Genomic DNA, 21,918 nt, shown 5'->3' with positions numbered 1-21,918 from the left:
TGGCGGTAGGGGTGTCAGCGGACAAGACGACGCTCCAGGGCTCGCATGAGAAGAGAAGCCGGGTAGGCGATGAGGATGAAGGCCACACCGACCACGGTCAGCGGCTCGGTGTACTGGAAGGTGGTCGCGCTCTCCAGCCGGGACTGCTGGAGGATCTCCAGCACGCTGATCCCGGCGAGCAGCGGGGTGTCCTTCAGCATCGAAATGACGTAGTTGCCCAGCGCCGGCACGATCCGCCTGATCGCCTGCGGAAGGATCACCGACACCCAGGTCCGGCCGACCGGCAGGCTGAGCGCCGTGGCCGCCTCCCACTGTCCCGCGGGCACCGCGTCGATGCCGGCCCGGTAGACCTGTGCGGTGTACGTCGAGTAGTGCAGGCCGATCGCGATCGTGCCGGTGGTCAGCCCGGAGAACTGCACACCCCACTCCGGCAGGACGAAGAAGAAGAAGAACAGCTGCACCAGCAGCGGGGTGTTCCTGATGAACTCGGTGATGACGTTCACCGGCCAGCGGACGAAGCGCGTCGGGGCCCGGAATCCGATCGCCCAGACCAGGCCGAGCGTGAAGGAGAGCAGCGAGCCCAGCACCAGGACCTGCAGGGTGAGGAGCAGGCCGTCCCAGAAGCGTGGCATGAAGTCCGCCACCGCGGACCAGTCCCAGCCGTTCATCGGGCGCCTCCCGGCGTCGTGGCGATGCCGATCCCGGCCTTGGTCCTGCGTTCGAGGGACCGCATACCGCGGGCGAGGACGAACGCGATCACGAAGTAGATCACCAGCGTCACCGAGTAGATCTGGGCGCTCTCCTGCGTGGCCAGGCGCACCAGATAGGCGGCGAACGACACATCGGCCACGCCCAGCAGGGAGACCAGCGCCGTGCCCTTCAGCAGCTCGATGAGCAGATTGCTGAACGGCGGGATCATCTCGGGCACCGCCTGCGGCAGCATGATCAGCCGCATACGCTGCCAGGGGGTGAAGTTCAGCGCGATACCGGCCTCACGCTGCGCCGGTGCCACGGAGTTCAGCGCGCCGCGCACGACTTCCGCTCCGTACGCTCCGTACGACAGCCCCAGCGCCAGCACGGCCGCCCACATCGGGACGAGGGCCCAGCCGAACAGGCCCGGCATGACGAAGAACAGCCAGAACATCAGCACCAGTGCCGACGTGCCGCGGAAGATCTCCGTGTAGAAGCCCGCGAGGAAGCGGACGAAGCGCGAGCGGTGGGTGCGGGCCATGCCCACACCGAAGGCCACCGCGGTGGCCAGGGCGGCGCTGTACAGGGTGAGCTGAAGGGTGATCCAGATGCCGGGGAGTACCCAGTTGGTCCAGAGGCCGGCTGTCATGCGCACAGCTCCTCTGCGGTCAGTGTGGTCATCTCCGACTCGGTGAAGCCGAACGGCTTCAGGACGCGGAACAGCTCGCCGCTCTTCTTCATCTTGTGGATCTCGGTGTTGAAGGCGTCCCGCAGACCGGTGTCGGTGGGGCGGAAGGCGAAACCGCCGCCGTCGATCTTCTTCTTGCCGTCCACGAGTGGCGCGAACGGCTTGGTCGCCTCGGCCTTCCGGCTCTTCTTCACCACTTCACGCCCGGTGAGCGCGGTGCCGGCGAATACGTCGACCCGGCCGGACTCGACGGCGTTCAGCCCCGCGACGGGGTCCTGGAGAATGATGATCTCCTTCTCGGGGATGCCCGCGGATATCGCGTAGTCGATCTCCGCGTAGCCGGTGCCCGTGGCGATCTTCGCCTTGGCCCGCACCACGTCCTGGTACGAGTTGAGCCCCTTGGGGTTGCCCTTGCGCACGATGAAAGAGTCGAGCATCTGATACTCGGGATCGGCGAAGATGACCTGATCACAGCGCTCTTTGTTGATGTACATCCCGGCCGAGACGACATCGAACTGCTGTGAGTTGAGGCCGGGGATCAGCGAGGAGAAGTCGGTGGCCACGGGCTGTACGCCGCCGATGCCCAGCCGCTTGAAGATCACTTTCGCCAGCTCCACCGCCTCGCCGGTGAAGTCGCCCTGCTCGTTGATGAATCCGTACGGCGCCTCACCGGCGATGCCGAGCCGCACCGTACGTTGCGACTTCAGCCGGGCGAGCGTGTCACCGGAGGGAACTCGGCCGCAGCCGGCGGCGCCGAGGGCCCCCGCGGCGCCCAGCACCGCCGTGCCGAGCAGCACCGATCGGCGGCCTATGGGTCGTTTTGTGGTTCTTTCCGTGTCGTGCTCTGGTGGTGGAGCCATGGGCGCGCGGCTACCCGGCTCCATTCGGGATATGCACATCGGTTTGAGCCGATCATGTGCCCTTGACTCAACGGATCAGATGAGGACGATGAGGAGATGACCGACCGATTTGTGACTGTGTCGCTGGACAAGCGCGGGGTGCAGTGCACCGCGAAACTCCTGGATGACCGGGCTCCGGTCACCTGCCAGGCAGTGTGGGAGGCACTGCCACTGGGCTCGGACGTGTACCACGCGAAGTACGCGCGCAATGAGATCTACGCGCTGTTTCCGGCCTTCGCCGCCGAGGAACCACCGCTGGAGAATCCGACCGTGACCCCCATTCCGGGGGATCTCTGTTACTTCACCTTCTCCGACACGGAGCTGGGCACCTCGTCCTACGGCTATGACGAGAAGGCCGTCAGCGGCCGCCGCACCGTCGTGGACCTCGCCCTCTTCTACGAGCGCAACAATCTCCTGATCAACGGCGACATGGGCTGGATCCCCGGCATCGTCTGGGGCACGGTGGTCGACGGCCTCGACCGGATGGCCGAGGCCTGTCAGGACCTCTGGCGGGCGGGCGCCATCGGCGAGACGCTCAGCTTCCGCCGGGCGTAAAGACCCGCCCGCCCCTCGGCCCGCTTCCTCGCTCGCTCGCCCGCCCGCCGGCCCGCCGCTCAGCTGGCGGCCGGCGCCGGGATGCGCGCCGCGCCCGACTCGTACAGCGCGTGCGCGGCGCGCATCACCAGCGCGTCCGCGTGCCGGGCGCCGACCAGCTGAAGCCCGATCGGCAGCCCGTCCCCGTCGACCCCGCACGGCACGGTGGCGGCGGGCTGCTGGGTCAGGTTGAACGGGTACGTGAACGGGGTCCACGCCGTCCAGCGGCGCTGGCCCGAGCCGACGGGAGTCTCCCGCCCGGCCTCGAACGCGGTGATCGGCAGGGTCGGGGTGACCAGCAGGTCGTACGACGCGTGGAACCGGCCGAGGCGCCGGCCCAGCTCCATCCGCGCGTCCACCGCCGCCAGATAGTCCAGCGCGCTGTAACGCGCGCCCTCCTCGATGATCTCCCGCAGCCCCGGGTCGAGCAGCTCACGCTGCTCCGTGCCGAACGCCTGCACCAGCCGGGCCGCGCCGCTGAACCAGAGCGTGTGGAAGGCCTCCACCGGGTCATGGATGTCCGGGTCGGCCTCCTCGATGTACGCCCCCAGATCAGCCAGCCGGCTCACCGCGCCCCGCACGGCCGCGGCCACCTCGGGGCGCACCGCGACCTGCCCGCCGAAGGACGGGGAGTACGCGATCCGCAGCCCCTTCACGCCGTCCGTCAGCGCGCCGCTCATGGTCGCCGCCGGGGCCAGCTGCGACCAGTCCCGCCAGTCCGCGCCGCTGATCACATCCAGCAGCAGCGCGGCGTCCGCCGCGTCCCGCGTCATCGGCCCGGCGTGCGCGAGCGTGCCGAAGGGGCTGGACGGATAGAGCGGCACCCGGCCGTACGTCGGCTTGAGCGCGAAGATCCCGCAGAAGGACGCCGGGATACGGACCGAGCCGCCGCCGTCCGTACCGATGGACAGCGGGCCCGCGCCCAGCGCCACCGCCGCCGCGCTGCCGCCGCTGGACCCGCCCGAGGTCCTGGACAGGTCGTACGGATTGCGCGTCACCCCGTTGAGCGGGGAGTCCGTGACGCCCTTCCAGCCGAATTCCGGAGTGGTCGTCTTGCCGACGAGCACCGCGCCGTGCTCGCGCAGCCGCGCCACGGCCGGCGAGTCCTCGTCCCAGGCGCCCTCGGCCGATACGGCCCTGGAACCGCGCAGGGTGGGGCCGCCGCGCTGCAGGAAGATGTCCTTCACCGAGACCGGCACCCCGTCGAGCAGTCCCTGTGGCTCCTTGCCGCGCCACCGCCCGGCCGCCGCCTCCGCCTGGGCGAGCGCCGCCTCGGCGTCCACCCGGACGAAGGCATTGACCAGCGGCTGCACCGTCTCGATCCGTTCCAGCACCGCGCGGGTCGCGTCGACGGGCGAGAAATCGCCCTTCTCGTAGCCGGACAGGAGCTGCCGTGCGGTCAGGTCGGTCAGGAACGCGTGATCAGTCATGCATGGGGACGTACCCACGTTTCTTGTCCACCACGTTCGGGAGCGGCTTTCCGGCGGCCCAAAGTTCATACAAGTCAACGAATTGCTCGGCCAGCCGGTCGCGCCAGCCGACCGTGTCGCCGCTCATGTGCGGGGACACGATCAGACCGGGGACGTCCCACAGCGGACTCTGCGCTGCCAGCGGCTCCTGCTCGAAGACATCGAGCGCCGCGCCCGCGATCCACCGCTTGGACACCGCGGCGACGAGATCGTCCTCGACGACGAGCTGGCCGCGGCCCACATTGATGAAGTGCGCGGAGGGCTGCATCAGACCGAAGAGCCGCGCGTCGAACATCCCGCGCGTCGCGTCGGTGAGCGGCGCCGCGCAGACGACCCAGTCGGCCCCGGTGAGCAGCCGGTCCAGCTGGTCGGCTCCATGGACGCCGGGACGCGCCGTACGGCCGGTGACGGCCACCGTCACCCCCAGCGCCCGCAGCGTGGCGGCGATGGCGCGGCCGATCGGGCCCGCGCCGACCACGACCGCCTTGCTGCCCGCGACCCGCAGCCCCTCGCGATGGCGCCAGCGGCGCTGGCGCTGGAGCTCCAGCGTCCCGGGGATGTCCTTCGCCATCGCGAGGACGAGCCCTGCCACATATTCGGCGATGGGTTCCTCGAATATGCCCCGGGCGTTGGTGACGATTGTCTCGGAGTCGATCAGTTCGGGGCAGAGCAGCCGGTCCACCCCCGCGCTGGCGGTGTGCACCCAGCGGGGCCGCGGGCCCTCGCCGGGCCAGGCGTTCCGTACCGCGTCGGAGGTGAAATCCCACGCCAGCAGCACATCGGCGAGTGGGAGCTGAGCCGCGAGGCTGTCCTCGTCGGCATACTGGATCCGGGCCCGTCCGGTGAGTCGGCCGAGCCGCGGCGGCGGGTCCGCCTCCAGGACGAGCAGGGTGGGTGCTGGCATGGGGAAGAGCCCTTCTGCCGGTACGGTTCTGCCGGTTTGCCAGTGCGAATACGCTGGTCGGACGGGGTGAATCCGCCGGTTCGGCGGCGCCCGGGGCATTTCGCCCGGGAAAATTCCGTGCAACGTCTGAGATGCGCGGATTGACCAAGCTCGCACCTGGCTCCTACCGTCGTCAATAACAGGCTAAGGGGGCCAGACTTGCAAGTCTCCTTTCTCGGTGGACCGCAGCCGCAGCGTGGTGTCGGTGTGGTCGCCCCATTCGATTTCGCGCTGGATCGCGAGTTGTGGCGTTGGGTGCCCGACGAGATCTCGCTGCGGGTGACCAGAACGCCCTACGTTCCGGTCGAGGTCTCCCTTGACCTCGCCCGGCTGGTCAGCGAGCACGAAACGCTCGGTGAGGCGGTCAGGGCGCTCGGCGCGTCCGAGCCCGAGGTGATCGCGTATGCCTGCGCCTCGGGCAGTTTCGTCGGCGGTCCGGCCGGTGAGCGGGCCATGTGCGAGGCGATGACCCGGGCCGGCGAGGTGCCCTCGCTGACCACCTCCGGCGCGCTGGTCGAGGCGCTGGAGGAGCTCGGTGCCGGCCGTATCGCGCTGGTCACGCCCTATACGGAGTCGGTCACCCAGTCGCTGGAGGACTATCTCGGCGAGGTCGGGGTAACGGTCACGGGTCGCGCTTTTCTGGGACTGACCCGGCACATCTGGAAGGTGCCGTACCGCTCGGTCGTGGACATGGCGCGGCAGGCCGTCGTAGGGGCGGCCGACGCGCTCTTCATCAGCTGCACGAATCTCGCCACGTACGACGCGATTCCGCAGCTGGAGGCCGAGCTGAGGATGCCGGTGCTGTCCGCCAACCAGGTCACCATGTGGGCGGCGCTCCGCAGGCTCGGCGCGCATGCCGTCGGTCCGTACCAGGGGCTGCTGCTCGACCGGCCGGCGCAGACGATCCTGCCGATCCCTCCGGTGGAGGTGTTGCCGTCGGTGGAGGACCTGCCGCCGGTCGCTCCGATGGCGCCCATGGCACCGATGGCACCGATGGCGCCGGTCGGGCCCGCGCCGGTCGGACCGGCGCTGGAACTGCCGCCGGAACCGAAGCCGGATGAACAGGAAGGCTGGACATGACCACCGTCGGACTCCTCTATCCCGGGCACTCCGCCGAGGACGAATACCCGCGCATGGAGATGCTGCTCGGCAGCGGCTTCAGACTGGCCGTCGTCCACACCGACATCGGTGAGGACGCCCACCGCGTGGAGGCACTCCTGCGGATGGGCGCGCCGGAGCGGCTCGCGGAGGGCGTGGAGGAGATCCGGCTGGCAGGGGCCCAGTCCGTGGTGTGGGCCTGCACGAGCGGAAGCTTCGTGTACGGATGGGAGGGCGCGCACGAGCAGACGCGCGCCCTGGCCTCGGCGGCCGGGCTGCCGGCGTCGAGCACGTCGTTCGCCTTCGTCCACGCCGCACGGGAGCTGGGCGCGCGGCGGGTCGCCGTCGCGGCGACCTATCCCGACGATGTCACCGGGTATTTCACCGCCTTCCTGAAGGCGGCGGGGTTCGACGTGGTCGCGGACCGGGCCAGCGGGATCATCACGGCGGCCGAGGTCGGCACCTGGGGCTGGGAGCAGGTGCTCGAACTGGCCCGCGCGGGCGACCACCCGGACGCGGACGTCGTGCTGATGCCGGATACGGCCCTGCATACGGCGGGGTATCTGACCGAGCTGGAGGAAGCGCTCGGCAAGCCGGTGCTCACGGCGAACCAGGTGACGGTCTGGGAGGGCCTGCGGCTGGCGGACCGCCGGGCCTGGGCGCCGAAGCTGGGCACGCTGTTCGCGACCCGGGTCTAGGCCGTGTCCGCAAAGTAGCGCCTGGCCGGCGGTGGCGGCGGCTCTCCGTTACTGTCCACGCCTCCTCCCGGCAAGGCGGGCCGGGAGAAGGCGTGGAGGGAGATGTCAGCCCCCGTCATGCCCCTGCCACGACCGGACAGGGCCTAGGCTTGGGCGACCCGCTCGGCGATCCCCTTCTTGATCGTCACTTCAACCTTCATGCCGCCGTCCTTCGCGGCCATCTCCAGCTCCTCGGCGGTGCAGCTCTCCAACGCCGGAGTCTCGGGATCACCGCAGATCTCGCCGCCCTGGATCTGTGTGTCCTCGGCGAGGTAGAAGGGACGGCCGTCCACTTCCAGCTTGCCGGGTGCCAGATAGGTCAGCGTGCCGGTGACCGTACCGTCCTTACGGTTCTTGGCACTGGCTTCCGTGTCGCCGGCGCCCCCGCCCGCTCCGCCGACGATCTTGGTCGCTATGCCCTTCTTGATCTCCACCTCGGCCTTGACCGTCCCGGTCTGGGCCGCCTCCTCGGCCTCGGCGGGGGTGCAGCTCTCCACCGCCGGAGTCTCGGGATCACCGCAGATCTCGCCGCCCTGGATCTGGGTGTCCTCGGCGAGGTAGAAGGGGCGGCCGTCCACCTCCAGCTTGCCGGGCGCCAGATAGGTCAGCGTGCCGGTGACCGTACCGTCCTCACGGTTCTCGGCACTGGCGTCCGTGTCGCCGGCAGCATCGGCGGGGGCGTCCGCGCCGGAGGAAGCGCCCGCACTGGAGGAAGCGCTCGCACTGGAGTCGGCAGCGGAATCCTCGGGGCCGCACGCGGTGAGGAACAGACCGGTAGCGGCCAGGAAACCGACGGCGGCGAGCGTACGGGGACGGGTGCGGTTGAGCGACATTTGAGAGTGCCCTTTCGGCGTCGATTTCTTGTGACCTTAGCCCGCGAAACGCCGTACGCAGCAAGCCTGTTGGTCGGCGCCCGCCTCTGTTGCACAGCCGAGGTGAACCGGTGGTATCTGTTACAGGGCGCCGTTCCGCTGTGACCATCCAGAAGCACACGGGAGGGCTGCGGGCAGCCCTTGGGGAATAACCGGAGAGGCCCTCCTGTTGAAAGCGGTTCGTACTGTCTTCATGCGCAGGAGGGTCTGACCGGTGGACGACGCGAGTCGAGGCACGACGGACGCGATTCGAGGCACGGCGAACGGAACCGCTCCCGTACCGCTGTCCGTACTGGACCTGGTCACGGTGGGCACCGGCTCCACCGCCACCCGGTCCTTGCGGACCAGCGTGGAGCTGGCGCGGCTCGCCGAGCGCAGGGGCTACCACCGGCACTGGGTCGCCGAGCACCACTCCATGCCGGGCGTCGCCTCGTCCTCGCCGGCGGTGATCCTCGCCCATCTCGCCGCCCACACCGAGCGCATCCGCCTCGGCTCCGGCGGCGTGATGCTGCCCAACCACGCGCCCCTGGTGATCGCCGAGCAGTTCGGCACCCTGGAGGCACTCGCCCCGGGCCGTATCGACCTGGGCCTGGGCCGCGCGCCCGGCACCGACGGGGCGACGGCCGCGGCGCTGCGCCGCTCCGACCGGCTGAACGAAGGCGCCGACGACTTCCCTGAGCAGCTCGCCGAACTGACCCGCTTCCTGGACGACGACTTCCCGGACGGGCATCCGTACTCCCGTATCCACGCGGTCCCGGGACCGGTCCAGGGCCCCGCCGCCCGCCCGCCGATCTGGCTGCTCGGCTCCTCCGGCTTCAGCGCCCGGCTGGCCGGCGTGCTCGGACTGCCCTTCGCCTTCGCCCACCACTTCTCGGCGCAGAACACCATCCCGGCGCTCGACCTCTACCGCGACTCCTTCCGCCCCTCCGCGGTCCTCGACGCCCCCTACTCCGTCATCGGCGTCGCGGCCCTGGCCAGCGACGACGAACGCGAAGCCCGCCGCCAGGTGCTGTCCGGCGCCCTCTCCATGGTCCGCCTCCGCACCGGCCGCCCCGGCCTGGTCCCGACGCCGGAGGAGGCCGAGGCCTACCGCTTCAGCTCACTGGAGCAGGAGTTCGTGAACACCTGGCTCACCAACATCGTCCACGGCACCCCGGACGCGGTCCGCGACGGCCTCAACGACCTCCAGAAGCGCACGGGCGCCGACGAGCTGATGATCACCGCCAACGCCCACGGCGGCGAGGCCCGCCTCCACAGCTACGACCTGATCGCCGACGCCTACGGCTTCCCGGCCTGACGCGTCCGACTCGTCTGACTCGTCCGACCCGGCCTGGGCCGGCCGGCCCGCCCGGGGTGGGCGGGCCGGGGGTGTCAGGGGTGGGTGGGGGTGATGGCCTGGGGGTAGTGGAAGAGGGCGGTCGGGTCGTAGCGGCGTTTGATGTCGGTGAGGCGGGTGTAGTTGGCGCCGTAGTAGGCGTTCTGCCAGCGCCGCAGGTCGGGGTCGGGGAAGTTCACATAGGCGGCCGAGGTCTGCAGCTGGCGGCTCAGGGTGTGGTGGATCGCGCGCGTCTGGTTCACCAGCTCGTTCGACTCGGCGGTCGGGGTGTCCGCCGTCCAGCGGGCGCCGATGTCGATGACATACGTGGCGTCCCGATGGGGGTAGGCGGTCTCGCGCGGGCCCGGGCTGTCGCTGTGCGCGCCCATGGCGAACAGGGTGACGTAGCCGGTGCCGCGGGCCGGGCCGGGACGCCAGTTCCGTACCCACTCGACGATGCTCTCGACCGAGTGCCTCGGCAGCCACCGGTTGGGGACCAGTGACTTCGACGCCATGGCGCCCACTGCGGCCGCGGACATCAAATAGTCCTGGGCCGCCCAGAACTGGCGCTGCTCGATGAACTTTTTTACGGCTTTCAGCTCCAGCACACCGGCCAGGGCCTTCCTCAGCTGGTCCGCCGTGCCCAGCCGCTGCCCCAGGACATTGATGGTGCCCTGTCCGCTTCCGGGGTGGGAGAAGCCGACCCGGACGTCGAAGTCGCCCGCCCGGTCGTGGTCGAGGGTCTCCTGAAGCGCCGCCATCACGCGGACGCCGGCGTCGAGACGGAAGGTCAGGTCGAAGACCGTGGCCCGCCGGCCGCCGATGGGGACGGCGTGGAAGACGAAGCCGGTGTTGATACCGAAGTTGCCGCCCGCGCCGCCCCGGCAGGCCCAGAACAGATCGGCGTTCTCCTCGGCGCTCGCCCGCACCAGCTCGCCGTTGGCCAGCACCACGTCGGTGGCCTGGAGCCGGTCGCAGGTCAGGCCCCATTTGCGGTCGTTGAAGCCCAGGCCGCCGCCGAGCGTGAGCCCGGCCACCCCCACCCCCGGGCAGCGGCCCCCCGGGAAGTACAGGTTCGCGGCTCTGGCCGCGTACACGTCCGAGTTGGTGGCCCCGCCGCCCACCCGGAGCGTGCGGCTGCCGGTCACCTGTACCTGACGCATCCGGCGCAGCTGGATCAGCAGGCCCCGGGTCGTGGAGTAGCCCGCGTAGTTGTGGCCGCCCGAACGGGGCACCAGCGGGACGCCGTGCGCGGCCGCCCAGCGGACCGCGGTCTGTACGTCCCGCTCGGTCACGCAGGCCACGATTCCGGCCGGCCGGATGTCCGCGTACCGCAGATTGTCGGGCGGTGCCAGCCGTCCGTACTCGCCCTCGCCCGGCCGGTAGAGACCGGCCGCCGGGCTGAGGAGCCGGCGCAGTTCGCGCCAGGCGGCCCGCTCCGGCCCCCGCGCGGCGGCAGCGGAACCGGCAGCGGGAGGGGAGAAGGGAGATGAGGCGGGGGGTGTGAAGGGGGGTGCGGCCTGGGCCGTGGCGGGCGCGGCCACCAGCCCGGCCGTCAGTCCCGTCGCTGTCGCTCGCGTACCCAGGCGCAGCACATCACGTCGACTGGTCACAGTCGGAAGCCTTTCTTGAGTCACCCGTACGTCCGGGGTCTTCTCCGGGAGTACCACGTCAGCCAGGAATCTGCTACGCAGCGTGACCATCATGGCGAATTCGGGTGACACAAGGTCACCGGCACACCGGGCCGGTGCGGATCCGTCGGCTCAGAGCCTGTCGGGTGGCCTTCGATCGGAGAGCGGACGCGGTCTGGTGCGTGCGATTCCAAGGCGTCGGGATGTCCTCGTAGCGGAGCTACTAGGGCATTTCGGCAACGCGGGAAGCGTGCGTGCCAGGGCGTGGCCGCCCGATCAGAGGTCATCCGACAGGCTCAGGCTTCCAGCGGGCTGACGGCGATCATCTCCGCGATCCGCTCCGGTGCCACCGGGCGCGAGAACAGCCAGCCCTGCCCGGTGTCGCAGCCGATCCGCTGAAGCCGCGCCGCCTGGCCCGAGGTCTCCACGCACTCCGCGGTGACCGTCAGCCCCAGCCGGTGCGCGAGCTGGACCATGGCCTCGACGATCGTCTCGTCGGCCGGGCTCGGATGGACCCCTTCGTCGTACCGGAAGCCGCGGACGAACGAGCCGTCCAGCTTGAGGACCGAGACGGGCAGTCTGCTGAGATACGCGAGGTTCGAGTAGCCGGTCCCGAAGTCGTCGATCGCGATCCGTACGCCCATGTCGCTCAGCGCCTGGAGCGCCTGGAGGGGCCGGCCCGCCGAGCCCATCACCGCGGACTCCGTCAGCTCCAGTTGCAGCAGCTGCGGCGCGAGACCGGTCTCCGCGAGGATCTCGGCCACGTCCGCGACCAGATCGGAGTCCCAGACCTGGCGTACGGCGACATTGACGCTGACGAAGAGCGGCCGGACGCGCGGATGGTCCTTCTGCCACTGCCGGGCCTGGCGGCAGGCCGTACGCAGCACCCACCGGCCGAGCTGCACGATCGAGCCGTCCTCCTCGGCGATCCCGATGAACCGATTCGGCGCGAGGGTGCCGAACTGCGGGTGGTTCCAGCGGACCAGCGCCTCCACGCCCCCCACGATCCCGTCGGCCATCCCCACCAGCGGCTGGTACTGGAGTACGAACTCGTCGCGCTCGATGGCCGGGCGCAGTGACGAGGTGAGCGCCTGCCGGGTCATCCGGTGCGCGTTGCGCTCCGGGTCGAAGAGGGTCCAGCGGGCCTTGCCGTCGGCCTTCGCCCAGTACAGCGTGGTGTCGGCGGCCTGCATCAGACCGGTCGGGGTGGTGCCCGCCGTGCTCCGCTCCACGACCCCGATCGACGCCGAGACCGAGAGCCGCTGCCCGGCCAGATCGAAGGGGCGCTGGAGTGCGCTGAGCACGGAGCGGGCTAGGTCGGCGAGTTGCTCCGTACCGGTGGAGTCCTCGACGAGGATCGCGAACTCGTCACCGCCGAGCCGGGCGACCAGATGGCCGCCGCTGCGCGTGTATCCGTCGTGGTCGGCGCATTCGGTGAGCCGGCTCGCGACGGCGGCCAGCAGCCGGTCGCCGGTGCGGTGGCCGAGGGTGTCGTTGACGGCCTTGAACCCGTCGAGGTCGAGGTAGCACAGGCCGATCCGCCCTGTTCCGCCATCGCCATCGCCATCGCCGGTGCCGGGGCCGCTGCCGGTGTCGGTGCTGTCGCCGGGGCCGGCGCCGTCGGGGTGGGACGCGCCTTCGACGTACGGTCCGCCCTCCACGTACGAGGCGCCCTTGACCTGCGCCGAAGCCTCCAGCGCCGAGGCGAGCCGCTCGAAGAACAGCGTGCGGTTCGGCAGCCGGGTCACCGGATCGTGCATCTGGAGATGGCGCAGCCGTGCCTGCAGCTCGCGCCGGTCGCTGATGTCCGCGATCGACAGCAGCACGGTCGGGCTCTCCGGCACGGGCGAGACGGTGATCTCGGCCCAAAGTGCGTGCCCGCTGGAGTGCTTGAGGCGGCGGGTGCAGCGGAACCGGGAGCGCCGGCTGTCCAGCACCTCGCGGTAGGCGTGCCAGGTGCGGGGGTCGGATTCGAGGTCGACGAGATCGGCCGCGGCCTGAGCGGAGAGTGCGGCGGGCTCGATGCCGAGGAGCGCGGCGAGCGCGTCGTTTGCGCTGATGACCAGGCCCTCGCGGTCGAGAACGGCCATCGCCAGATGGGCGGCCCGGAACGCGGCGCCGTAGTCGCGCAGCTCGGCGGCGGTTCTACCGAGGGTATGACGCTCCGTGACCGGTGGCCGTACGGTGCCTGGCGCCGCGACTGTCGCGGAGTGCGGCCCTTCGGGGGTTCCGCTCACGGCTCGCTCCCGCGGTGCAGTGGTGTCGTACAGGGGTGGTCGGAACGGTCGGCCAGGGAAAGTGTGCCGATCATAGAGGGAGGCCGGGCGGCCATTCCAGCTCCGCGCACGGAACAGGACCGCGAAAAGCCGCGGGAATGTCGCCGGACGATCGTTTATGCCTGCCTGTGGCCCTGGGCGAGCCCCTCGTGATCGGTTGTGACTTTCCGTGATTCACCGGGGTGTCGCAGCACGGCGGACGCGGTCACCGCGGGCCGGGGATGTCGCGGGGCGAACGGGCGGGTGGCGGGCGGGTGGCGGGCTTCTCGGGGATATCCGGGCTCCTCACCCGTGTGGGGCAGCGGAACAGGGCGTCTCACCACAAACCAGCACAAGGTGGGTGAGGTGTCCCCCAACCGCAGCCGGAGGTCCATGTGGAGCGTCAGCAGCCACCCGGGGGAGTGGACCGGCCGCGCCTGCGCAGCGGCGCCGCCGCCCTCACCTCCCTCGTGGCGCTCGCCGCCACGTCCCTGGTCGCGGGGCCCACGCTGGCCACGGCCTCCGAAGGACCCTGCGCCCTGCCCCGTACCCCCGCCCATCACTCCCTCGGCCTCGACACCTGGAACACCGCCTACCCGCGCCCGGACCGTGACCTCGACGCGGTCATGGTCTTTCTCTCCTTCCCGGACTCCAAGCCGCTGACCGATCCGCGGGAGCTGGCGGCCGATCACTTCCCGGCCACCAGCCGCTTCTACGAGCGGGCCTCGTACGGGAAGTTCACGCTGCGGGCGCACCCCGAGCTCCAGTGGCTGCGGATGCCGCGCACCTCCACCTCGTACGGGATGCGGCGTGACTGGAACCCCAAGCGGCGCACGGCCTATCTGCGTGACGCGGTGAAGGCGGCCGATCCGCTGGTCGACTTCTCCCGCTACGACGTCGTCTACCTGGTCGCCGACCCGGACGCGCCGGGCGTCGACTCCGACGCCACGAAGGTGGTGAATTTCGAACGGCCGATGAGGGCGGACGGGACGGACATCAAGCGCATCGTCACCGTCTTCGAGCGGCATCCGCCGGACCGCAATGTCCTGGCCCACGAGAGCGGGCATGTCTTCGACCTGCCGGACCTCTACCACCGGCCGGCGGACGGCAAGGGCGACTGGGACACCTATGTCGGGGACTGGGACGTGATGGGCAGCCAGTTCGGTCTCGCGCCCGATCTCTTCGGCTGGCACAAGTGGAAGCTGGGGTGGCTGGACCGGCGGCAGGTGCGCTGTGTGGACCCGTCGGGTACGAGTCTGCTCACCCTGGAGCCGATCGCCGCCGCGCCGGCGGTCGGCGGGAGCAGCGGGACGAGGCTGGCGGTCGTCAGGACCGGCGAGGACACCGCCCTCGCCATCGAGGCGCGCGCCGCGACCGGCAATGACGCCCACACCTGCACCGAGGGCGTGCTGATCTACCGGGTGCGGAGCCGGACGGCGTCGGGCGGCGGGCCGGTCGAGGTGGTGGACGCCCATCCGCGCAGTGAGGCCTGCTGGGACCAGTCGGTGTACCCGCCGCTGGCGGACGCGCCGCTGGAGGTCGGCGAGACCTTTACGGTCCCGGGGGAGCGGACGAGGGTGGAGGTGGCGGACCGCACACCAGCGGGCGCCTGGACGGTCAAGATCACCCCGGGGGCGTGACACGAAAAAGCCCCTCGCGAGAGCGAGGGGCTTTTCCCGTCTGTGCGCCGCCAGGGACTCGAACCCCGGACCCGCTGATTAAGAGTCAGCTGCTCTAACCAACTGAGCTAGCGGCGCCTGCTGACGTCGTAGACCTTAGCACCCGGATCGGCGCGAGGAAAAATCGATATACGGAGGCCGGGTCCGGGGCCGTTTCAGGTGGTCAGGAGCGTGACCGCGGCCCTGGCGCGGGGTACGGCGCCGGCCCGGGGGCGGGGGGTACGTGCCGTCGCGCGGGCCACCCGCACACAGGCCCAGAGCAGCACGTCGGGCCCCGGCAGCCACGGATGGCGGGTGTCGGGGGCGACCACCCAGCGCGGCCCCGACGGGGCGCCGGCGGCGAGCGCCGGTACGGTCACCGCGTCGCCGGTGCCGTGACAGAGCAGGGGCGGTACGGCGCCGGCCCGCCCGCCGGGCCCTGAGTCGCCGGGTTCTGAGCAACCGGCTCCTGGGCTGCCGGGCCCCGAGTCGACAGGTCCGGAGTCGGCGGGCCCTGAGTCGTCAGAGTCACCGGGCCCTGAGCCATCGGCCCCCGGGGTGCCCCACTCCTCCCAGGAGAGCAGGGCCGGTAACCGCTGGGCGGTGCCGGGCGCGGCGAAGAGCAGCATGCGGCCGTGGTGCGCGGCGACCGGCCCGGAGCCCGGTCCTTCGGACCACAGCCGGTTCAGCATGCGGCGGCCGAAGATCGCCGGGACGTTCACCACATCGAAGGTGGAGCCGCAGGGCAGTACACCGGGAGCGGTCGGGTGCGCGGCCCACAGGGAGAGCGTGGAACGGGGATACGGTCCTGCGGAGGCGAGCCAGTCGGCGCCGGCCGCGGTGACCTGCGCGGTGTGATGGCGCCCCTCGTCACGGAGGAGGCTGAAGATGTCGGTGCGGCGTTCGTCGTCGCTCGTGCCGGGGGTCAGCGGGGATTCATCTCGTAGCCATACGCTCATGACACTCAGGTCTACCGGCAGTAACGGTTCTGTTCCGGAGAGTTCGCGGAAACCGGGACAGGGCAGGGCGGAGAGGCGTAACCTTCGCCCCGGCATATGCCATATGCCTGGCGCTCTGCCCCTCAGCGGGATATTCGGGAGCGGTCCCGGCGCTCGGGCCGGGACCGGCCACCCCCCTGATGAGGCACTACGTCCCGGACAGGCCGTCGCCGCGCAGCAGGTCCCGCCCGAACTCGACCATCTTCTTGGCATAGTCCTCGGTCCACTCCGCGCGCCGCGCGATGTCCGCGACCGTGAGCCGGTCGAAGCGGCGCGGATCGGCGAGCTGGGCGGCGGCGACCGCCTGGAACTCGACGGCCCGGTCGGTCGCGGCACGGAACGCGAGGGTCAGCTCGGTGGCTCTGGCCAGCAGCTCCGCGGGGTCGTCGAGGGATTCGAGGTCGAAGAAGTGCTCGGGGTCGGCGACCGCCTCCGAGGGCTCGAAGAGCAGCGGTGCGGGCCGTAGCCGCCGCTCGCTCCGCTCGGGATCCGGCATCTGATTCCTCCTGCTCGTGCGTGTACAGGCCCCTGGGCCACCGTCCATTGTCCCGCCCACCGCAAGTGGGCCTCCGGGGGCGTGCGACGCCCCGCGTGCGCGGGGGCCGCACGCGGGGCGGGAACCCCGGCGTCCAGCTGCCCCGCGTGCGGCCCCCGCCGCTCACGGCTGCAAGCTCACCACCCGCCGCTCACGGCCGCCAGCTCACCCGGTGCTCCGACAGCCGCGCCAGGACCGCGTGGTTCGCCTCCCAGCCGTCCGGGAACTTCACCGTGACCCCCAGCTGGACCGGCTCCGTCGACGGGTGCTCGTCGAGCAGCTCCGCCACGCCCGCGCGGCACACCACGACACAGGCGTGCCGGTGGCGGGAGGCGAGCACGCACAGCCGGCCCGTCTCCAGATGGAACGCCGTCGCGTCGGGCCGGCCGGAGAGCGGGTGCAGCACCACGGTGACATCGAACTCACGGCCCTGAAGCCGGTTCGCCGTGTCCACGGCGACCCCGCTCACGCCCAGCTCCGTGAGGGCCGCGCGGACCGCCGCCGCCTGGTCCCGGTGGGCCGTGCCGACCGCGACCCGGTCGGCGGTCACCGGCGCCGGGTCGGGGGAGCGCTCGCTCGTCGCCACGCCCCCGCGGTCCAGCAGCCTGCGGACCACCAGGGCCACGGCCCGTACCGCCTCGGGGTCCGTACGCGGCGTACGGCGGGCGGGCAGCTCCAGCAGCCCCCAGCCCGACTCGGCCGCTTCGTCGAGCACCCGGTCGGGGCCCGAGCCGTCGGACGCGACCCCGAACGTGAGCCGCCGGTCGCCGGGGCCCGTACCGCTGCGGAACGGGGTGTACGGGTAGAACGCATCCGACACGAGGGGCGCGGCGGACGCCGGCAGCCGCCAGGAGACGGGCAGCCGGTGCTGGGGCAGCTCGGGGTTGTGCGCGAGGAGCGTGGAGACCGCGCTCGCGGACGGGTCGTACGACAGCCCCGCCCACTGGTCCGCGCCCACCACGCTGAACGGGTCCAACTGGCCGGGGTCGCCGACGAACAGCGCGTGTTCGAAGAGGCCGGCGACGGCGAGCAGCGCGTCGGAACGCATCTGGTACGCCTCGTCCACGATGGCGTGCCGCCAGGGCTCGACGCCCTGCACATGCGCCCATTTCGCGGCCGTCGAGATGACGACGTCGAGGCCCGCCAGGTCCGCCGCCTTCGCGGACTTGCGGACGTTCGGCAGGTCGTCCAGCGCTTTGTCGTACGGGTCGGGGTCGTTGCTGTGCAGCCGGCCGACCGGCAGCCCGGGATCCTTCTCCGCGAGCCGCGCGACCAGGTCGTCCACCTGGGCGTTGGTCTGCGCGACGACCATCAGCGGCCGCCCCGCCGCGGCCAGTTCCCGGGCGGCCCGCACGACGAGCGTCGACTTGCCCGCCCCGGGCGGCGAGTCGACGACGACACCGCGGTGCGCGCCGTGCAGGGTGTCACGCAGGATCGCGTCGGTGGCACGGGTGGCGGCGGCGCCGGGGTCGAAGACGGCGCGGACGGGTGCGCTCGGGTGGGGTGCGGCCGTATGGGGTGCGGCCGGATCAGAGGCGGCCGGATCGGATGCGGCGGGCGCGGTCACAGGAAGTCCTCCTCGGTCACGGGGTCCGGGCCGGTGCCCGCGTTCTCGCCGGTGGCGTACGGGCCCGGAAGCGCATCCGGAACCGCACCTTCCGCACCTGGGGGCCCGCCGTGGGTCCAGGGCGTCTCTTCCGGGTCGGGCAGTTTCGGGCCGCCGCGCTGGTCGTGCTCGAAGAGCGTCCAGGCGATCCGCTCGCCCTTCTCCGGCACGGAGCCGGGCGCGGGCTCCTTGCTCCTGCCCATGCGGTCGGTCAGCCGCAGCACCAGCACGGCGCCCTCGCCCGACTCCTCGTACCGCACGAACTCCGCCGACTGCGGTTTGCCGTCCAGCGAGCGGTACACCTTCGTACGCTCGCCCAGATGCGGCAGGTCGTCGGTGCGGACGGTGACCAGCGGACGCGGCGAGGGGCGCTTGCTCTCGCTGTACGCCATCACCACCTCCGTCACCTCACTCAGGAACGCCTCCCCGGACAGCCTGCGCCCGGCGAGCACCAGCGGGTCGTCGAGCGCCTCCTGCGCCTCCAGCTGCGCCTGCGCCGTCTCGCGCGAGGCGAGCTTCTGCGCGGCGGTCACCGCGTCGTCCCTGCGCGGCTGCGGCGGCTCCCCGGCGCGCACCCGGTCGCGATGGCCGGTGAACGACCAGCGGTCGCGCGTCCAGCGGTCGGTGACCCGCGCCCCCTCCGGCAGCTCCCGCAGCAGATCCAGGCCGCGCCACACCGCGTCCCAGGTCGGCCGCATGACGCCCGCGAGCAGCCGGCGGATCTCCCGCTCGGCGGCGGTCAGCCTGGCCAGCTGCTCCTCCGCGCCCGGACCGTCCTCGGCCGCCGCGAGCGCCTGGCGGGCCCGGTCGTACCGCTCGATCGCGGGCGCCAGCAGCCTGTTGTCGAACGCCGGGTCCGTGGCGGGACCGGCCGGCGGACACACCAGCTGCCCGCCCCGGTCGCGCTCCAGCTCAGCCCGGAGCGCGGCCTCGGCGCCGGAGAGACTCTCCGGCGGATCGGTCCAGGCGAGCAGCGCGCCGAGGTGCTGGTCCTCCAGGCTGGACTGCCCCGTCGCCCAGTGACGGTTCAGCAGATCGGTCGTCGCGAGCAGCAGCGAGGAGCCGGGCACCCGGGCGCGCTCGCCGTAGTGCGTCAGCCAGCGGCCGAGCAACGGCACGCGCGGGGGCGCCGGATAGGGCGTGTCCGGGTCCTCCTCGGCGGTACGCCGGAACCGCATCGACCGCCCCAGCAGCCGGACGAACTCGATGCCTGGCCGGCTCGGCACGATCAGCTGCGGCGCCTCCACGCACAGCTCGACCTCGACCTTGACCCGCTTCCCGGTCTCCGGGTCGGTCTCGTTGCGCTCGGCCGGTTCGATCACGTCGGCGTACGCGTCCAGATACGGCAGCACGGCCTCGGCCAGCTCGCCGAGGAACGCGAACCGCAGATCGCGGTCGCGCGGCTGCGCGACGGTCAGCAGTCGGGGCGCGTCCCGGTCCGTGCCGACGAGCGCGCCGAGCGGGGCGCCGGCCTCGCCCGCGGTGGTGAGAGGCACGAGCACGAGCGGCCGGTCGGAGATCCGCCGGTGCCTGACGGTGGCCAGCGGCTGGGCCTGCCCGCTCGCCACGGCCTCCAGCCGCGCGAGCGTACTGATCAGCGACATCCGCCCTCGCCCTCCGTCCGGACCTGTCCCGGCACGCCGCCCCGCGCCGAAGCACCGGCCGCCCCCGCGCTCCCCGTGCCCCGCGCACCGTCCGGCACCCGCTTGCCGTCGGGCGGCCGCTCGCCGTCGGGCATCTGCGTTCCGTCCGGCACCCGCTCGCTGTTGCGCGGCCGCGCGCTCGCCAGGGCTTCCGCCCGCAGCTCCGCCGCCCTTCGCAGGGCCGCGACCGTCGGGTCCGCCGGGTCGCCCGCTTCGCCGTGGGCCGCCGCCAGGACCGCGGTGACCGTGGTCAGCCCGCCCAGTTCGCCCCGTACGCTCCGGCCCAGCGCCTCCACCGCCTCCGCGGTGCGGGCCCGGGCGCGGCAGTGGAAGGCCAGCTCGCAGGCGGCCAGGCACTCGGGGGCGTAGGCCGCGGAGACCGACTCGACGGCGGCCGTCAGCTGCTCGCCCGAGCAGTGGTCCACATCGAAGGTGGTGCCTTCCGGCAGCGCCGCCGCGATGTCCTCGATCCGGGTCAGCCTGGTCAGCTGACGGCGCGTCACCGACAGCTGCTTGCGTACGTCGACGACCGAGGCGGCCGGCAGATTGGAGAAGTCCTTGGGGCAGACCAGCAGGACGCGATGGCCCACCTCCGCGCCCGTCGTGCGGACGGCGACCCGCTCCAGCGCCAGCACATAGACCGCGGCCTGCCGCGCCGCCGCGCCCACCTTCGCCGCGTCCGCGGAACCGTCGATCATCGGGAAGGACTTGATCTCCACGACCGTCCACCGGCCGTCCGGGTGCACCACCACCGCGTCCGGCTCCAGATAGGCGGGCGAGCCCGCCACCTCGAGGGCGAGCAGCGGATGGTCCAGCAGCGCCCAGGCCCCCGCCTCGGTGGCCTCGCGCAGGGCCAGCGCCGTACGCGCCGTGCGCCCCTCGGGGCCGGCCGCCGACAGATCGGGGACGAGGACCTCACCGGGGGCGGGCGCGGGTGACTGCCCGCCGAGCCGCTCGGAGACCAGCCGCATCAGTTCCGTACCGCCGTCGGCCTTGACCTTGGCCTCGAACGCGTTCCCCCGCATGAACGCGAACTGCGACTGGCCGAACGGGGCGGGCGAGCCGAGCGCCGTCGCGAGCGCCGCCTTGTCGACCCCGGCGCCGTCCAGCAGAGCGCGCCGTCGGCAGCCGGGGTTCGCCGCGAGGGCGGCCAGCGCGCGGGCATCGAGCGGATGCGGCGCGACGGCCGGGCCGCGCAGCTCAGCGAGCCGTCGCCGGAGTGTCGTCTGCGGAGGAGGTGCTGGTGCGGGTCCGCTGCCCAGGGAATCGCTCACCCGCGGAAGTCTCGCATCCGCTGCTGACAATCGGGGATGTGCGGGGTGACGGGGACGTACCGGGCACCCGCTCGGCCTGGAAGCGGGCCGCGGCCCGTATCCGGTCGGCGGCCCGCATCGTGGGCCCGGTCAGCAGCGCCCCGGCGGCCATCACCGCGGCGCCCGCGACCGCGTCGAGGAAGTAGTGGTTCGCGGTCCCCATCACCACCACCGTGATCACCAGCGGATAGGCGACGCCCAGCCACCTCACCAGCGGGGTACGGGCGTGCCGCCACAACAGCACCCCGCACCACAGGGCCCAGCCGACATGCAGGCTCGGCATCGCCGCGTACTGGTTGGTCATCCCGCCCAGACCGCGCGGCGCGCTCGCCTCCGTGCCCCACCAGCCGTACATGCTGTACTGCGCCATCGTGTCGACGAAGCCGTGCCCGGCGTCCAGCAGCCGGGGCGGGCAGGTGGGCAGAAGCGTGAAGCCGACCAGGCCGAGGAGGGTGGAGAGCATCAGCCAGGTGCGGGCGGCCCGGTACTGGACGGAGCGGCGGCGGAAGATCCAGACGAGAATGGCCGGGGTGACGAGATAGTGGAGCGAGGCATAGGCGAAGTCGGCGGGTATGCCGAGGGCCGGGGTGCTGGTGAAGAGCCGGTTGAGCGGGTGCTCGGCGTTGAGGAAGAGCGCCTTCTCTATGCGCAGGATCGCCAGTCCGTGGTCGACAGCCGTCGACACATTGCCGCGCGCCAGCAGCCGGCCGGCCGAATAGGCGGCGTAGACCGCGACTATCACTATCAGCTCGGCCCACCAGCGAGGCCGGGGTCGCGGCCGGTACGTCTCGCTGGCGCTGTTCGGCATTCGGACGATCTCCATCATGTTTTCATGCGGCTTTCGGCCGACGTTCAACCGTACGGTGTTCGCGGTCGGATCCTTCGGCCGGGTGTACCCCCGAAGTCACGTTCGACAACCTCACCCCCCTGACGGAGAGTGGGACGCCGAGATCCCCCTGGGGGTTGCCCTTCGT

19 protein-coding genes and 1 tRNA gene are annotated in these 21,918 nt (G+C 71.7%); 5 read left to right on the top strand and 15 right to left on the bottom strand.

Annotated features, from left to right (window positions below; translation table 11 throughout):
- Positions 1-14 precede the first annotated feature (14 nt).
- From ehuD to ehuB, 3 genes are read right to left on the bottom strand one after another with little or no spacing between them, the layout of a single operon-like run.
- A complete protein-coding gene (gene ehuD, locus ACFVWW_RS20305) occupies positions 15-668 on the bottom strand; it encodes an ectoine/hydroxyectoine ABC transporter permease subunit EhuD (protein WP_384184852.1) in 654 nt (217 codons plus the stop codon).
- Positions 665-1,339 carry an ectoine/hydroxyectoine ABC transporter permease subunit EhuC gene (ehuC, locus tag ACFVWW_RS20300; protein ID WP_384184849.1) on the bottom strand — a complete coding sequence of 225 codons (675 nt, stop codon included), beginning with the start codon at positions 1,337-1,339 and terminating at the stop codon, positions 665-667. The genes ehuD and ehuC overlap by 4 nt, the downstream gene beginning before the upstream one ends.
- Positions 1,336-2,238, bottom strand: a complete 903-nt coding sequence (ehuB, locus tag ACFVWW_RS20295) for an ectoine/hydroxyectoine ABC transporter substrate-binding protein EhuB (protein WP_384184846.1) — start codon at positions 2,236-2,238, stop codon at positions 1,336-1,338. Before ehuB ends, ehuC begins: the two co-directional genes overlap by 4 nt.
- Before the next feature lie 96 nt (positions 2,239-2,334).
- Between ehuB and ACFVWW_RS20290 the strand changes: the two genes are divergently transcribed.
- Positions 2,335-2,832 (top strand): DUF3830 family protein, encoded by a 498-nt coding sequence (locus ACFVWW_RS20290; protein ID WP_384184843.1) that lies wholly within the window; start codon positions 2,335-2,337, stop codon positions 2,830-2,832.
- A 59-nt stretch (positions 2,833-2,891) separates the two neighbouring features.
- On the opposite strand, the gene ACFVWW_RS20285 is transcribed toward ACFVWW_RS20290, so the two are convergent.
- Together ACFVWW_RS20285 and ACFVWW_RS20280 are read right to left on the bottom strand one after the other, a co-directional pair.
- A complete protein-coding gene (locus ACFVWW_RS20285) occupies positions 2,892-4,301 on the bottom strand; it encodes an amidase (RefSeq protein ID WP_384184840.1) in 1,410 nt (469 codons plus the stop codon).
- Positions 4,294-5,244, bottom strand: coding sequence for a D-2-hydroxyacid dehydrogenase (locus ACFVWW_RS20280; protein WP_384184837.1), 951 nt, complete (start codon positions 5,242-5,244; stop codon positions 4,294-4,296). The genes ACFVWW_RS20285 and ACFVWW_RS20280 overlap by 8 nt, the downstream gene beginning before the upstream one ends.
- 198 nt (positions 5,245-5,442) lie before the next feature.
- On the opposite strand from ACFVWW_RS20280, the gene ACFVWW_RS20275 reads away from it, so the two are divergent.
- Positions 5,443-6,363 (top strand): decarboxylase, encoded by a 921-nt coding sequence (locus ACFVWW_RS20275; protein ID WP_384184835.1) that lies wholly within the window; start codon positions 5,443-5,445, stop codon positions 6,361-6,363.
- The gene (locus tag ACFVWW_RS20270; protein ID WP_384184832.1) at positions 6,360-7,079 is read left to right on the top strand and encodes a decarboxylase; all 720 of its coding nucleotides are present in this window, start codon (positions 6,360-6,362) and stop codon (positions 7,077-7,079) included. The genes ACFVWW_RS20275 and ACFVWW_RS20270 overlap by 4 nt, the downstream gene beginning before the upstream one ends.
- Positions 7,080-7,222: 143 nt before the next feature.
- Here the strand turns inward: ACFVWW_RS20270 and ACFVWW_RS20265 are convergent, their stop codons facing one another.
- Positions 7,223-7,951, bottom strand: coding sequence for a hypothetical protein (locus ACFVWW_RS20265; protein WP_386877637.1), 729 nt, complete (start codon positions 7,949-7,951; stop codon positions 7,223-7,225).
- Positions 7,952-8,204: 253 nt separating this feature from the next.
- Here ACFVWW_RS20265 and ACFVWW_RS20260 point away from each other — a divergent pair, with 253 nt between their 5' ends.
- Positions 8,205-9,287: an LLM class flavin-dependent oxidoreductase gene (locus tag ACFVWW_RS20260; protein WP_384184827.1), complete on the top strand. Its 1,083-nt coding sequence runs from the start codon at positions 8,205-8,207 to the stop codon at positions 9,285-9,287.
- Between the two features lie 74 nt (positions 9,288-9,361).
- Here the strand turns inward: ACFVWW_RS20260 and ACFVWW_RS20255 are convergent, their stop codons facing one another.
- Positions 9,362-10,918 (bottom strand): FAD-binding oxidoreductase, encoded by a 1,557-nt coding sequence (locus tag ACFVWW_RS20255; RefSeq protein ID WP_386877636.1) that lies wholly within the window; start codon positions 10,916-10,918, stop codon positions 9,362-9,364.
- 314 nt (positions 10,919-11,232) lie between these two features.
- A complete protein-coding gene (locus ACFVWW_RS20250) occupies positions 11,233-13,173 on the bottom strand; it encodes a putative bifunctional diguanylate cyclase/phosphodiesterase (protein WP_384332822.1) in 1,941 nt (646 codons plus the stop codon).
- A 413-nt stretch (positions 13,174-13,586) separates the two neighbouring features.
- Here ACFVWW_RS20250 and ACFVWW_RS20245 point away from each other — a divergent pair, with 413 nt between their 5' ends.
- The gene (locus ACFVWW_RS20245) at positions 13,587-14,831 is read left to right on the top strand and encodes a M6 family metalloprotease domain-containing protein (RefSeq protein WP_384187100.1); all 1,245 of its coding nucleotides are present in this window, start codon (positions 13,587-13,589) and stop codon (positions 14,829-14,831) included.
- A gap of 43 nt (positions 14,832-14,874) precedes the next feature.
- Here ACFVWW_RS20245 and ACFVWW_RS20240 read toward each other — a convergent pair.
- The 7 genes from ACFVWW_RS20240 to ACFVWW_RS20210 all read right to left on the bottom strand — a co-directional run bounded on the left by ACFVWW_RS20240 (position 14,875) and on the right by ACFVWW_RS20210 (position 21,752).
- Positions 14,875-14,948 (bottom strand) — tRNA-Lys (locus ACFVWW_RS20240).
- A 77-nt stretch (positions 14,949-15,025) separates the two neighbouring features.
- Positions 15,026-15,808, bottom strand: coding sequence for a hypothetical protein (locus ACFVWW_RS20235; protein WP_386877635.1), 783 nt, complete (start codon positions 15,806-15,808; stop codon positions 15,026-15,028).
- 187 nt (positions 15,809-15,995) lie between these two features.
- Entirely contained in the window at positions 15,996-16,343 is a 348-nt protein-coding gene (locus ACFVWW_RS20230; RefSeq protein WP_384187105.1) for a hypothetical protein, read from the bottom strand.
- Positions 16,344-16,533: 190 nt separating this feature from the next.
- Positions 16,534-17,817: an AAA family ATPase gene (locus tag ACFVWW_RS20225; protein ID WP_384187274.1), complete on the bottom strand. Its 1,284-nt coding sequence runs from the start codon at positions 17,815-17,817 to the stop codon at positions 16,534-16,536.
- Positions 17,818-17,945: 128 nt separating this feature from the next.
- Positions 17,946-19,592 carry a hypothetical protein gene (locus tag ACFVWW_RS20220; RefSeq protein WP_384332831.1) on the bottom strand — a complete coding sequence of 549 codons (1,647 nt, stop codon included), beginning with the start codon at positions 19,590-19,592 and terminating at the stop codon, positions 17,946-17,948.
- A complete protein-coding gene (locus ACFVWW_RS20215; protein ID WP_386877634.1) occupies positions 19,583-20,905 on the bottom strand; it encodes a hypothetical protein in 1,323 nt (440 codons plus the stop codon). The genes ACFVWW_RS20220 and ACFVWW_RS20215 overlap by 10 nt, the downstream gene beginning before the upstream one ends.
- Complete coding sequence (locus tag ACFVWW_RS20210; RefSeq protein WP_384187113.1) at positions 20,832-21,752, bottom strand: phosphatase PAP2 family protein; 921 nt, start codon at positions 21,750-21,752, stop codon at positions 20,832-20,834. The genes ACFVWW_RS20215 and ACFVWW_RS20210 overlap by 74 nt, the downstream gene beginning before the upstream one ends.
- Positions 21,753-21,918 lie beyond the last annotated feature (166 nt).

This window comes from Streptomyces sp. NPDC058198, from assembly GCF_042882605.1.
Taxonomy (GTDB): Bacteria; Actinomycetota; Actinomycetes; order Streptomycetales; family Streptomycetaceae; genus Streptomyces.
Note: the sequence above shows the minus strand (reverse complement) of the source record. Positions and strands in the feature narration are given on the sequence as shown.